The sequence below is a fragment of the uncultured Aquimarina sp. genome, assembly GCF_947492115.1.
GTDB lineage: Bacteria > Bacteroidota > Bacteroidia > Flavobacteriales > Flavobacteriaceae > Aquimarina.
The window spans coordinates 593758-607695 of the sequence record NZ_CANLMM010000002.1 but is presented as its reverse complement, the minus strand read 5'-3'; the positions used below and the strand labels follow the sequence as shown (position 1 = coordinate 607695).

The following is a 13938-nucleotide window of genomic DNA, read 5'->3' as shown; positions in this document are numbered from 1 at the left end:
TGATCTAAGCGAAAGATTTTTATTTAACTCATTTCTAGTAAAATAAAAATTTTTAATAGATGAAAACTACAAAGCAAATAATCGGAATAGCGGTATTGTTTATTTTAATGATAACACCGCAACATGTAGAAGCTCAGTTTTGGAAGAAAGTAGCAAAAACTGCTGAAAAAGCCGCAGAAAAGACCATATTAAAAAAGACAGAGGAAAAAGTTTCTAAAAAGACTGGTAAAACAATTGATGATACTGTCGACGGAAAACCTAAAAGCAAAAAGAAGAAGAAAAGTAAGAAAACGAAAAAAAGTAATGACGCCGTAATTTCTTCTGATACAGTAAATGAAACGGAGGAATTGGGGAATGGAAAACCTGCTTTTGCCGCGTATTCCAAATTTGACTTTGTCGCTGGAGAGAATATTTTGGCTTACGAAGATTTTAGTCAGGATGAAATTGGAGATTTGCCAGCAAGGTGGAACTCTTCTAACTCTGCAGAGGTAGTTACTTTAAATAATACCGAAGGTAGATTCATTCAAATAGGAACGGGAAAAGGGTCTTATGTTCCTGAATTTATCGAAGAGTTTCCAGATAATTTTACATTGGAATATGATATTGTATTCGATTTTGATGTGGCGCAATACGCATATCAAAGAGATTTAATGGTTGTTTTTTCTGATTTAAAAAATCCCGGATATAGTTTGCAGGATGGAACACCTGGAGATAACGGTTTCTCATTTGCTATACGAGGTGGCATCAGCGGTGGTGGAGGAATTGATATCTATAAATATAACAAAGACAGAAACCTAGATCTTCGTTCTAAAAAAGGAATTGAGCTTCTTGATAAAGATAATAGAGGAAGAGGAGAAAAAATACACGTATCTATCTGGAAACAAAAACAAAGAATGCGTATTTATATTAATGAGCAAAAAGTATTCGACATACCTAGAGCTTTTGAAAAAAACACTATTGTAAAAAATCTAAAATTCTTCTCAGAAATATCAGAAGAAAATACATTCTATTATTTAGGGAATATAAGATATGCGGTTGGAAAACCTGATATGCGAAACAAACTGATAACCGAAGGAAAACTGGTGACATATGGAATTACTTTCGACACTGGAAAAGCTAGTTTGAAATCCGAATCTTACGGTACTATCAAAAAGATAGCAGGCGTGCTTAAAGAAAATCCATCAGTTAATGTGTTAATTACTGGCCACACGGATAAAGACGGTGATAATGCTTTTAATCAAAAACTATCTGAAGAAAGAGCAGTTTCAGTTAAGAAGACTTTAGTAAGTGAGTTTGGTATTGACCCTTCTAGGCTAAAAACTGAAGGAAAAGGGGAGAGTGATCCGGTTGATAACGGTGATACTCCAGAAGCAAAAGCAAAGAATAGAAGAGTTGAATTCAAAAAAATATAAAAACAATGTTTACCTCTTTGTCTTTTATGACACTAATGAAAAAACTTGATAATAATTAAAAATGAAAACAATGAACACAAAATTTAAAAGTATAGGTACAATGATTATGATAGCGCTAGCATTAGTGTTTCAATCTTGTGGTAATGATGACGATGGTTTAGTAATTGAAAATGAAAATCAACTTGAAAATCTTCAAGGACGTTTTGAGCAATATGAAGAATCTATTGGTAATATAGAAGCTCCAGAAGCAATGGAAGGATATGCGCAAGACAATGTATATGCGTCTAACGCTGTATGGACTATCGCATCGCTACAAGTACAAGCATTAACATATTCTTCAATTTTTCTAAGCATTCCAACTGATGCCGAGCAACAAAGTGTTGTTGGTAAAAACGGAAGCATGGCAGATACTTGGGTTTGGAGTGCAGGTGGTGTTACGCTTTATTATACAGTAACATCAGATGCTGCTTTTGATTATTTTACATATGATATAGAAGAAGGAGGAGTGCGAAGAACTTTTTATGAAGGTAGAATTAGTAAAGACGGTAATTTCTATGAAGTAAGATTCAACGGTGAAGACGGAAGCTTTATTCTAATGACATATAGAAAAACGGGTAGTGTGATTACCTTCACTATAGAAGATCATAATAATGATAAAATAGAAATGATTTATAATGAAACGGATAGGTCAGGATCAATTAAGGCTTTTGAAGCTGGAGTATTGGCAGAAAGTTTTGTTTGGTCAGGTGACGGAACAGGAGTGTATACGAATCATGTTACAGGAGAAACATTCTCTTGGCCATAAGATGTAAATATAAAAATCACCCTTTGGAAAAATCATACTCGTTAATTCAGGTATGATTTTTCTTTTTATTCTATTTTTTTATTAAAAATAAAATTTTTCTTGTCACTTATTAACGTGTGGTTTTGCCGTAAAATAGGGGTTTTTTTTAGTTTTGTTTTTGAAGACAAAAAACTGTGTTAGCAACTGAAAAATAAGTGTTTTTTGAGGTTACTAACAGTGTTGTTTATATCTTTTTTTGTTAATTTAATTATTTGTAAATCAGTAGCTTAGATGGTTTTTGGTAAATTTTGATTTTTATTGCTTAATTCCCTTCGTGTTGAAAACTTTGTTGAAAACGTTTGCCAAATTTTTGTGAAACATTTGGAGCATTTTTTGATCTTTGTTAGTCCGTAGCGGAAACAAAAAAATAGATAACTAGCTTAAAGAAAAAAAGATGAATGCAGTAGAGCCAATTTTACAAGAAAACAAAGACAGATTTGTTATTTTTCCTATCAAACATCATGACATTTGGGATTGGTATAAAAAATCAGAAGCTAGTTTCTGGACGGCAGAAGAAATTGACCTACATCAGGATATTACAGATTGGAGTACAAAGTTGACAAATGATGAAAGATATTTTATCAAACATATCTTAGCGTTCTTTGCTGCTTCAGATGGAATCGTAAATGAAAATTTAGCTGAAAATTTCGTAAATGAAGTTCAATACAGTGAAGCAAAGTTCTTTTATGGATTTCAAATTATGATGGAGAATATTCACTCTGAAACCTATTCTTTGTTAATTGATACTTATGTAAAAGACGAAAAAGAAAAAGATATCTTATTTAAGGCAATTGAAAATTTTCCTGCGATTAAGAAAAAAGCGGATTGGGCATTAAAATGGATCGAATCTGATTCTTTTGCAGAAAGGTTAATTGCATTTGCAGCAGTAGAAGGGATTTTCTTCTCAGGTGCTTTCTGTTCTATTTTCTGGTTAAAGAAACGTGGTCTGATGCCAGGTCTTACATTTTCTAATGAGTTGATATCAAGAGATGAAGGTGTACATTGTGATTTTGCAGTACACTTACATAACAATCACCTGATTAATAAAGTGCCAAAGGAAAGAATTCGTGAAATAATTGTTGATGCACTTAATATTGAAAGAGAATTTATCACAGAATCTCTTCCAGTAAGTTTAATAGGAATGAATGCAAATCTAATGACACAATATCTAGAGTTTGTTACGGATAGATTGTTGTTAGAGTTGAATTGTGAAAAAGAATATGGAACTGCAAATCCATTTGATTTTATGGATATGATCTCATTACAAGGAAAAACTAATTTCTTTGAAAAGAGAGTATCGGAATATCAGAAAGCTGGAGTTCTTAATAAAGATACCGAGGATAATAAGATAAGTTTTGATGCCGATTTTTAATCTCTAAAAGTCACTTCAGAATAATAATATATTCATTCTGAGCTAATTCATATAGGAAATCTATAAAAGTAATCGATTAGCTCAGTTTGATTAAGCTTTCTAAAAGCTTGCCAAAACAAAAAAAGGCGAAAGTCAATAATTGTATTTTACTTGTATAAATTCTCTGATTTGTATAATGCAGAGGTTTCTTTCTAGTATCTGATTTCGGGGGAGATCACGCAATTAATTATGACTTTCAGTAATTAAGAGGAATATAAACACAAATTAATATCGTAGTTCTTCAAAAGAAGAATTTTATAAAAACCAAAAACGTATGTATGTAGTAAAAAGAGACGGTCACAAGGAGCCAATTATGTTCGACAAAATTACCGCAAGGGTAAGAAAGCTGTGTTATGGGTTAAATTCACTAGTTGATCCAGTAAAAGTTGCCATGAGGGTTATTGAAGGATTATACGATGGAGTAACTACAAGCGAGCTGGATAACCTTGCAGCAGAAATTGCAGCTACTATGACGATCGCACACCCTGATTATGCCAAACTTGCAGCGAGGATATCAGTCTCTAATTTACATAAAAACACTAAAAAGACCTTCTCTGAAGTAGTGAAGGATTTATATGAGTATGTAAATCCTAGAACAGAGAAGAAAGCACCATTGATCTCTGATGAGGTGTATGAGGTAATCATGGCTAATAAAGAAAAGTTAGACTCTACGATTATCTACAACAGAGATTTTGGATACGATTATTTTGGTTTTAAAACATTAGAGCGTTCATATTTACTTAAGTTAAATGGTAAAATAGCAGAGCGTCCACAGCATATGTTAATGAGAGTTTCTATAGGAATTCATCTAAATGACCTAGATGCAGCTATAGAAACGTATGAATTAATGTCGAAAAAATATTTTACACACGCGACACCTACGTTATTTAATTCTGGTACTCCAAAACCTCAAATGTCTTCTTGTTTCTTATTAGCAACCAAAGAAGATAGTATTGATGGTATTTACGATACGCTAAAACAAACAGCAAAGATTTCACAATCTGCGGGAGGAATAGGATTATCTATACACAATGTTAGAGCTACAGGATCCTATATAGCAGGTACTAATGGTACGTCTAATGGTATTGTGCCGATGTTACGTGTATTTAATGATACAGCACGTTATGTAGATCAAGGAGGAGGAAAACGAAAAGGTTCTTTTGCGATTTACGTAGAACCGTGGCATGCTGATATTTTTGACTTTTTAGATCTTAAGAAGAATCATGGAAAAGAAGAAATGCGTGCTCGTGATTTGTTCTACGCAATGTGGATTCCAGATTTATTTATGAAACGTGTACAGGAAGATGCAGAATGGACATTAATGTGTCCTAACGAATGTCCTGGTTTATTCGATATGCATAGTGAAGAGTTTGAAGAAACCTATGTGCGTTATGAAGCAGAAGGAAAAGGGCGTAGAACTATTAAAGCACGTGAGTTATGGGAGAAAATCCTAGAATCACAGATTGAAACTGGTACTCCTTATATGTTGTATAAAGATGCAGCAAATAGAAAATCAAATCAGCAGAACCTTGGTACGATTCGTTCGTCCAACTTATGTACAGAGATTTTAGAGTATACAAGTCCAGATGAAGTAGCGGTATGTAATCTAGCTTCTATAGCATTACCAATGTTTGTGAAAAATGGTGAGTTTGATCATGAAGAGCTTTTCAGAATCACAAAACGTGTTACTAAAAACTTAAATAAAGTAATTGACAGGAATTACTATCCAGTTAAAGAAGCTGAAAATTCTAATATGCGTCACCGTCCGATTGGATTAGGAGTACAAGGATTAGCAGATACTTTTATCCAGTTAAGAATGCCGTTTACTAGTGATGAAGCTAAAAAGTTAAATCAAGAGATTTTTGAAACTCTATATTTTGCAGCTGTAACTGCCTCTATGGAAGAAGCTACTGTAGATGGACCTTATCAAACATATGAAGGATCTCCGATCTCTAAAGGAGAATTCCAGCATAATTTATGGGGAATTAAAGATGAAGAATTAAGTGGTCGTTGGGACTGGGCTGCACTTCGTAAAGAAGTATTAGAGCATGGAGTTCGTAACTCGTTATTAGTGGCGCCAATGCCTACAGCATCTACTTCTCAGATTTTAGGAAATAATGAAGCTTTTGAGCCATATACAAGTAATATTTATACAAGACGTGTATTGTCTGGAGAGTTTATCGTTGTAAACAAACATCTTTTAGAAGATCTTGTAAAACTTAATTTATGGAGTGATGATCTTAAAGATGCAATCATGAGAGCTAATGGATCTATTCAGAATATAGATATCATACCTCAAGATCTTAAAGAGTTATATAAAACAGTTTGGGAGTTGAGTATGAAGGATATTATCGATATGTCTCGCCACAGAGGATACTTTATAGACCAATCTCAATCGTTAAACTTATTTATGGAAGGTGCAACAATGGCTAAGCTTACTTCTATGCATTTCTACGCTTGGAAAAGTGGATTAAAAACGGGAATGTATTATCTAAGAACTAAGTCCGCGGTTGATGCGATTAAGTTTACATTAAAAACTGAAAAGAAAGAACAGCCACAAGCAGAAAAAGTAGCAGTAGCTGCTGCACAGGTTATGGAAGCGCAATCCACTCCTAAAGCAGAACCGCAAGCGGAACAAGTACAAGTTTCTGCAGAAGGAACTTCATTAACTCCCGAAGAATTGAGAGCGTTAATAGCGCAATCTAAAGAAGCTGAAGGAGATGACTGTTTAATGTGTGGGTCTTAATTAAGACCATTTATATAGGGCAAGAAAGGGAAGTTTTTAAAGCTTCCCTTTTTTATTATCCCAAAAACAAGAAAAATTGGAATGGAAAGGGTAGCAAATAAGATGTTTTCGATACTTAGACATATAAAGGGTTTTAAAAAATTGCTTGTATTTTAAGAAAGCGCTTTTTTACTATCTTTAGAACCCCTGATCTAAAAATACCTACAGTATGGAAGAGATAACGATCCAACTACCCCACTGCTCTCAGTGTAATGAAGAAATGCTTGGTAATGCCAAATTTTGTACGTATTGCGGTTTTCCCGAAAATGGAGACGATAATGAAAAAGCAAAATTTCACGCCCAAAGAGTTCTGAAAAAAAGCCAAATCAGAGAAGATCGTAAAAAAATTAGTTCTGCAAGAAATACATTGTATTGGATGGCGGGTATCTTCTTTATTTCAGGATTGGTGTTGTTTATAAGTCTGGAAGATGTTTCGGTGCTTATAGCAAGTTCTATTTTAGCTATTATTTATTTGATACTAGCTTATTGGTCTCAGAAAAAACCGTTTGCAGCAATCTTGTCCGGTTTACTATTATATCTTATGGTGATAGCGGCAAACGTAATTGTAGAGCCTTCTAGTTTGTTTAAAGGTATACTTCTAAAGGTCATTATTCTTAGTTTTTTGATAAAAGGAATGTATTCTGCATCACAAAGTATAAAAGAACAATAATATGGATATGATTTGTAGAAATTGTGGTGCTTCTTTAGAAAACGCGGTTAATTTTTGTCCTAACTGTGGAACCTCTATTAAGAAGAAAGTTTCTGGGAAAATAAAAAGAGAACATCTTAATCTTGTCATTGCATTTTACATTGCTATGTTGGTGTTTTTAATGATGAACTATTTTTTGTTTAATGAAGAAGGTTCATTACTTCAAGAGATTGCTACAGAAACCATTTTTGCTTTGATTATTATAGGTTTTACGTTTTTTGATTTTAAGAATATCATGAAATTGTATCGATTTCCTAAAATTAAACCACTCTATCTTTTGGGATATCTTGCAATACCATTTGCCTCTGCATTCATAGTGTATTATTTAATAGAGTTTATCAATACAGAAGTATTTGAAGAGTATTACAATTACTATTTTACGTATATCAATTATCCAAACCCGATGTTTTGGGCTATTCTTTTTGTGGCTGTTTTTCCACCAATTTTTGAAGAACTTGGATTTAGAGGTTTTTTATATAATCAATTGAAGAAAATCACCAATACAAGAGTGACTATTATTCTAACAGCGTTTATTTTTGCCATCGTACATTTTTCGGTAATCTCATTGTTATGGATCTTTCCATTCGGATTATTACTTGGATATTTACGACACAGATATAATACTTTATGGATAGGAATGATAATTCATTTTATACATAACTTCATAGTGTTATATTTGGACTATTATTATTTTGATAGCACATTGCTAGAATTTTGACAGTATGATGAACTGGGAACAGCTTCTTTCTTTGAAAAGACAGGGAGATACGAATAAAAGATTACGAAAAGAACAAGACGAAACACGATTAGGGTTTGAAGTAGATTATGACAGGATTATATTTTCTTCTGCTTTTAGAAGTTTACAAGATAAAACACAGGTAATTCCTTTATCCAAAACCAGTTTTGTACATACACGTTTGACCCATAGTTTGGAAGTTTCGGTTGTAGGTCGTTCGCTAGGTCGTGCTGTAGGTAAAAAGGTTTTAGAAAAACATCCACATCTGGCTACAATTCATGGATATCAATTTAACGATTTTGGAGCTATTGTAGCTGCGGCCTCCTTATCACATGATATTGGAAATCCACCCTTTGGACACTCAGGAGAAAAAGCAATAGGAGAGTATTTTGCTACCGGAAAAGGGAAGAAGTATAAAGACTATTTAACACCCAAACAATATCAGGACCTTATTGATTTTGAAGGAAATGCGAATGGTTTTAAAATTCTAACAGAGTCGAGAAAAGGAATAGAAGGTGGTTTGCGATTATCATATGCTACTTTAGGAGCTTTTATGAAATATCCAAAAGCATCTTTGCCTAAAAAACCGACTCCTCATATAGCGCATAAGAAGTTTGGGTATTTTCAGAATGAAAGTGCATTTTTCAAAGAAGTCGCCGAAGAAGTTGGTTTACTTCCGCAACGAATTGGAGATGAAACAACCTATAGTCGTCATCCGTTAACTTTTTTAGTAGAAGCAGCAGATGATATTTGTTATACTATTATTGATTTTGAAGATGGAATTAATTTGGGACTCATACAAGAAGAGTATGCGTTGGAGTATTTGATTAAACTGGTAAAAGACTCTATAAATACAGCTAAATACAATAGTCTGTCTACTACTGCAGATCGACTAAGTTATCTTAGAGCACTTGCTATAAATACATTAATTCAAGAAGCGGCAAATACCTTTATTACATACGAAGAGGATATTTTATCCGGTAATTTTGATACAGCACTTATAGATAAGAGTAAGTACCAAGCGCAAATAGATGATATTATCAAAATCAGTGTTGCTAATATATACCAAAGCACAGAAGTGGTTGAAAAGGAAATCGCTGGATATGAAATTTTGGCAACCTTATTAGATCGGTATTGTACAGCAACCAATAATTATAATAATCAAGAAGCTTCTAATTATGACAAATTAATCTTGAAAGCTGAAGGAAGTAATTTTGATTATACGCATGAAGATCTATATACCAGATTAATTAGTATAAGCAATTATGTTGCAAGCCTTACGGATGGAAATGCTTTATTAAAATTTCAGAAAATAAGAGGTTTACAGGTATAATCAAACACTATATAAAGGATAAAAGATTAGCTAAAAAGTTAAATCTTTCTAGAGTGATATACTAAAGTAGTTTTTTAAGTCATTCTTTGAAAGTTTTGACGAATAATTCCGACAGCAGTATGCATATGGTGCATTGTATCCATACGTTTGATTTTAGCATATATACAATGGAATAGAAATCTAATGTTAACATTTAAGATTTCTTTTTTCATTATTTTAGACAGCTAATTTTAGAGATAGTCATCGATTTAAATAATTTGAAAATGAAAAAATACTACGTAGGTATTCTGTTTTTTGTGATGATTCTTCATTCCGTTAGTTCGAATGGGCAGTCTTCAAATCTTCAATTGATTAAGGATTATTTAATAGCGGAAGGAATGTCTCCGAATGATGTTCTGGGGTTACAAATACAAAGAGAATCTTTTTCTAATAGCTTAAATGCTAACAATGTATATGTTATTCAGGAATATAATGGGATTCCAATTTATAACGCGATAGGTAGTTTCGTTTTAAAAAATGGTAGAATACTATCTGGCACCCAGAAATTTCACAAAAATCTTTCACAAATCGTAAATACAACACGTCCTTCGATTTTAGCCGAAGACGCTGTGCAATATGTAGCTTCTGATGCTGGGATTAATGCTCCTACTAATTTGAAAACAGTTCAGAAGAAAGAAAATAAAACAGTAGTTTTTTACGACGAGAAAGTTTCTGAAGAGGAAATACCTGTTCAGCCTATGTACGTTTGGAAAGACGAAACATTAATACTTACTTGGGATGTTAGTATTTATACCCTAGATGGGAAGCATTGGTATAGTACTAGAGTAAATGCGTTAAACGGAGAAGTAGTTGATAAAACAGATTGGATGACAGAATGTACATTTGATCATTCTCATGTTAAAGAGAAATCATCGGCCGCAATACATAAGAATTCTTTTGAAGTTCATGCAGGGGAGTATGATTTTTTTATGGATGGAACATACAATGTTTATCCTATTCCAGCTGTAGAGAGTCCTAATCATGGAGATAGAGTCTTAGTATCTAATCCAGCGGACGCAACAGCATCACCTTTTGGTTGGCATGATACTGATGGTGTAAACGGTGCAGAATTTACTACTACTAGAGGTAATAATGTAATCGCTTCTGAAGATGTAAATGCTAATAACGGAATTGGAAATTTGGCAGACGGAGGTGCTAATTTAGTATTTGACTTTCCTTTTGATCCTAATGCCCTAGTAGAAAATTTTGAAGATGCCTCAATAACAAATCTATTTTATGGTAATAATGTTGCCCATGATGTTTGGTATCATTACGGATTTGATGAAACTGCAGGTAATTTTCAGTTTAATAATTATGGAAGAGGAGGATCTGACGGTGATGAGGTTTTCGCAGATGCTCATGATGGTTCTGGTTTTAATAATGCTAATTTCGGAACGCCACCTGATGGTTTTAACCCAAGAATGCAAATGTTCTTATGGAATCCACAGGCGGATCCATCTGTTAATACTTTTGTTGTGAACGGAGGAACGTTAGGAGGATCCTATACTACTGTTGACAATTCTTTTAATCCAGGGCATGTAGATGCTCCCGAATTTCCGAGTGGACTTACAGCCAATTTAGCTCTTGCAATTGATGATGATCCTTCATCAGATTCCAGTGATGCTTGTTCTGATATTATAAATGCTGCTGCACTTAATGGAAGAATTGCTGTGGTAAGAAGAGGTTCTTGTAATTTTGATGATAAAGTAGCCAGATGTCAGGCAGCAGGTGCATTAGCTGTCTTGGTAGTGAACAATGTTGCTGGGGATCCTATAGCAATGGGAGGAGATGACGGGAGTATTACGATCCCTGCAGTAATGATTGGCAGAGATGATGGAGAGGCATTAATTGCCGAAATAAGTTCAACAACGATTAATGTTACCTTATCAGATATTGGAAGAAACTTTTTTGCAGAAGATAGTAGTTTTGATAATGGGATTGTAATTCATGAATATGGACATGGAATTTCTACTCGATTGACCGGAGGAGCTAATAATTCTGGATGTTTAACTTCTTGTGCGGAAAGAGATGTTAATGGTAATTGTATCCAATTTACTGAACAAATGGGAGAAGGATGGTCAGATTGGTTTGCCTTGATGATGACTATAGAATCTGGAGACGATGGAGACGATAGTAGAGGAATTGGAACGTATGCCGCAGGACAACCAACAACAGGTGGAGGAATTAGACCATTTCCATATAGTACTAATATGAGTATTAATCCTGTAACCTATGCTGATACTAATAATGAAGCAAATTTTTCTGCTCCTCACGGAGTAGGATCTGTATGGGCATCAATGATCTGGGATTTGGCGTGGGCTCTTATAGAAAGAGATGGTTTTGATCCAGATTTATATAATGGTACTGGAGGAAATAATTTGGCAATGCAGTTGATCATCGATGGATTAAAGTTGCAATCTTGTAATCCTGGTTTTGTTGACGGGCGTGATGCAATACTGATGGCAGACGAAGTTGCAAATTCAGGAGCGAACGCTTGTTTGATATGGGAAGTGTTTGCAAGACGTGGACTTGGTTGGAGTGCTTCACAAGGTGATCCTCTTAGTAGAACAGATCAGACAGAAGCATTTGATATTCCGCCATCGTCAGAAGTATCTTGTTTCTTAAATGTTGAAGATTTTGATGAAAATATCTTCAGAATAGCGCCTAATCCTTCTAATGGAAATTTTGTAATTAATGTTTCCAGAGGTTTTGGAGAGAGTAATGTGAGTATTCTTGATCTAAATGGTAGAGTGGTATATAATAAAGAAATTCTACTTGATAATTCTTATAATATCAATGCCGAAAATTTAAGAGCTGGGATTTATTTACTACAGATCGAAACCAGAGAAGGAAATAGATTCACTACTAAAATTGCAATCCAGTAATAGTTGTATCGCTAAAGAAGATTAAGAATAGTTTCTTTTATTTTTTCTGCAGAAATACCACAGATGTCCTGTAATTCTTCTGTGGTTCCGTGATCAATAAAATTATCTGGGATTCCCAAGGTATATATTTTATTACCCGATTTATGTTGATTTACAAAAGAGATTATAGAATTACCAAAACCACCTTGGATAACACCATCTTCTACTGTAATGAGTATTTTGTGTTTTTGTAATATTTCCTTTATAAGTTTGATATCTAATGGTTTTATAAAACAAAAATGGTAGTGACTTATTTTTGCCGAAAGTGTATCCAAAGCATCTGAGACATTATTTCCAATCGTACCGGTAGATAGTATTGCTATATCAGAATCTGTTTGTAAAAGACATTTTCCTTTACCGATTGGAAGCTCTGTCATATCTTTTTTCCAATCTAAAATTCTACCTCTACCTCTTGGGTATCTTATGGTGATTGGATTATCTAATCTCAAAGAAGCGGTGTATAGTAAATTTCGCAGTTCAATTTCATTTAGTGGTGCCGCTACAATCATATTTGGGATACAGCTTACATAAGCAATATCAAAAACACCGTGATGAGTCGCGCCATCGGCTCCCACCAATCCAGCTCGATCAATACAAAAGACTACAGATAGATTTTGCAAAGCCACATCATGTATTAGTTGATCATAAGCACGTTGAAGAAAAGTAGAATATATGGTGCAAAATGGAATCAATCCTTGTGTTGCCATTCCTGCAGCCAAGGTAACAGCATGTTGTTCTGCAATACCCACATCAAATGCTCTGTCTGGCATTTCTTTCATCATATATTTTAAAGAGCTACCAGTAGGCATGGCAGGAGTAATTCCGATAATATCTTTATTTTTTCTCGCTAGATCTAAAATAGTATGACCAAATACATCTTGAAATTTTGGAGGCTCTTGTGTATCTTTTTTAGGAACTAATTCTCCAGTAGCAGCATCAAATTTTCCAGGAGCGTGGTATTTTACCTGATTTTCTTCTGCTTGTTTTAACCCTTTGCCTTTAGTGGTAATAATATGCAATAATTTAGGGCCTTTTTTATTTTTTAAGTTTTCTAAAGTTTTAAGTAAACCAGGTAAATCATGACCATCAACAGGACCAAAATAAGAGAAGTTAAGTGCCTCAATAATATTATCTGTTTTGGGTTTGTATCCTACTTTGGCTTTGGTTAAATATTCTTTTAAAGCACCGACGCTTGGATCAATTCCTATAGAATTATCATTAAGAATTACTAACATGTTTGCATCAGTAACACCAGCATGATTAAGACCTTCAAATGCCATTCCACTAGCGATAGAAGCATCCCCAATTACTGCGATATGTTGTTTCGAGATATTTCCTTGTAATTTAGAAGCAATAGCCATCCCTAAAACAGCAGAAATAGAAGTGGAGGAATGTCCTACTCCAAAAGTATCATAATCACTTTCGCTGCGTTTAGGGAATCCACTAATACCATGTAATTGGCGATTGGTATGAAAAAGATCTTTTCTTCCTGTAAGAATCTTATGAGGATATGCCTGATGTCCTACATCCCAAACCAGTAAATCATTTGGAGTATCAAAAATATAATGCAAAGCAATAGTTAATTCTATAACCCCTAAACTCGCTCCCAAATGGCCTTCTTTGGTGGCTACGATATTAATAACAAAATCGCGTAATTCTTGTGCTAATACTGGTAATTGATCAATAGAAAGCTTTCTGAGATCCTTTGGGTATTCAATCTTGTCAAGAAGTGTATTTGGCATTCA

Annotated in this window: 9 protein-coding genes; 8 read left to right on the top strand and 1 reads right to left on the bottom strand. The window is 34.0% G+C overall.

The window, feature by feature from the left end; all coding sequences use genetic code 11:
• Window positions 1-59: 59 nt before the first annotated feature.
• From Q1A73_RS07985 to Q1A73_RS07950, 8 genes are all read left to right on the top strand, one after another.
• Complete coding sequence (locus tag Q1A73_RS07985; RefSeq protein WP_299603893.1) at window positions 60-1412, top strand: OmpA family protein; 1353 nt, start codon at window positions 60-62, stop codon at window positions 1410-1412.
• Window positions 1413-1482: 70 nt separating this feature from the next.
• Window positions 1483-2217, top strand: coding sequence for a hypothetical protein (locus Q1A73_RS07980; protein WP_299603890.1), 735 nt, complete (start codon window positions 1483-1485; stop codon window positions 2215-2217).
• 433 nt (window positions 2218-2650) lie between these two features.
• On the top strand, window positions 2651-3628 hold the full coding sequence (locus Q1A73_RS07975) for a ribonucleotide-diphosphate reductase subunit beta (RefSeq protein WP_299603887.1): 978 nt from the start codon (window positions 2651-2653) through the stop codon (window positions 3626-3628).
• Window positions 3629-3941: 313 nt separating this feature from the next.
• The gene (locus Q1A73_RS07970; protein ID WP_299603884.1) at window positions 3942-6413 is read left to right on the top strand and encodes a ribonucleoside-diphosphate reductase subunit alpha; all 2472 of its coding nucleotides are present in this window, start codon (window positions 3942-3944) and stop codon (window positions 6411-6413) included.
• A gap of 208 nt (window positions 6414-6621) precedes the next feature.
• A complete protein-coding gene (locus tag Q1A73_RS07965; RefSeq protein WP_299603881.1) occupies window positions 6622-7122 on the top strand; it encodes a zinc ribbon domain-containing protein in 501 nt (166 codons plus the stop codon).
• A gap of 1 nt (window position 7123) precedes the next feature.
• Window positions 7124-7879: a CPBP family intramembrane glutamic endopeptidase gene (locus tag Q1A73_RS07960; protein ID WP_299603878.1), complete on the top strand. Its 756-nt coding sequence runs from the start codon at window positions 7124-7126 to the stop codon at window positions 7877-7879.
• Window positions 7880-7886: 7 nt separating this feature from the next.
• Window positions 7887-9230 carry a dGTP triphosphohydrolase gene (dgt, locus tag Q1A73_RS07955; protein ID WP_299604673.1) on the top strand — a complete coding sequence of 448 codons (1344 nt, stop codon included), beginning with the start codon at window positions 7887-7889 and terminating at the stop codon, window positions 9228-9230.
• Between the two features lie 263 nt (window positions 9231-9493).
• Window positions 9494-12154, top strand: coding sequence for a T9SS-dependent M36 family metallopeptidase (locus tag Q1A73_RS07950; protein ID WP_299603876.1), 2661 nt, complete (start codon window positions 9494-9496; stop codon window positions 12152-12154).
• Between the two features lie 11 nt (window positions 12155-12165).
• On the opposite strand, the gene Q1A73_RS07945 is transcribed toward Q1A73_RS07950, so the two are convergent.
• The gene (locus tag Q1A73_RS07945) at window positions 12166-13935 is read right to left on the bottom strand and encodes a 1-deoxy-D-xylulose-5-phosphate synthase (protein WP_299603872.1); all 1770 of its coding nucleotides are present in this window, start codon (window positions 13933-13935) and stop codon (window positions 12166-12168) included.
• Between the last annotated feature and the right edge of the window lie 3 nt (window positions 13936-13938).

Coding starts and splice junctions, on each gene's coding strand:
- dgt (WP_299604673.1), top strand. CDS start 7,887: ATGAACTGGGAACAGCTTCTTTCTTTGAAAAGACAGGGAGATACGAAT.
- Q1A73_RS07960 (WP_299603878.1), top strand. CDS start 7,124: ATGGATATGATTTGTAGAAATTGTGGTGCTTCTTTAGAAAACGCGGTT.
- Q1A73_RS07975 (WP_299603887.1), top strand. CDS start 2,651: ATGAATGCAGTAGAGCCAATTTTACAAGAAAACAAAGACAGATTTGTT.
- Q1A73_RS07945 (WP_299603872.1), bottom strand. CDS start 13,935: ATGCCAAATACACTTCTTGACAAGATTGAATACCCAAAGGATCTCAGA.
- Q1A73_RS07980 (WP_299603890.1), top strand. CDS start 1,483: ATGAACACAAAATTTAAAAGTATAGGTACAATGATTATGATAGCGCTA.
- Q1A73_RS07970 (WP_299603884.1), top strand. CDS start 3,942: ATGTATGTAGTAAAAAGAGACGGTCACAAGGAGCCAATTATGTTCGAC.
- Q1A73_RS07950 (WP_299603876.1), top strand. CDS start 9,494: ATGAAAAAATACTACGTAGGTATTCTGTTTTTTGTGATGATTCTTCAT.
- Q1A73_RS07985 (WP_299603893.1), top strand. CDS start 60: ATGAAAACTACAAAGCAAATAATCGGAATAGCGGTATTGTTTATTTTA.
- Q1A73_RS07965 (WP_299603881.1), top strand. CDS start 6,622: ATGGAAGAGATAACGATCCAACTACCCCACTGCTCTCAGTGTAATGAA.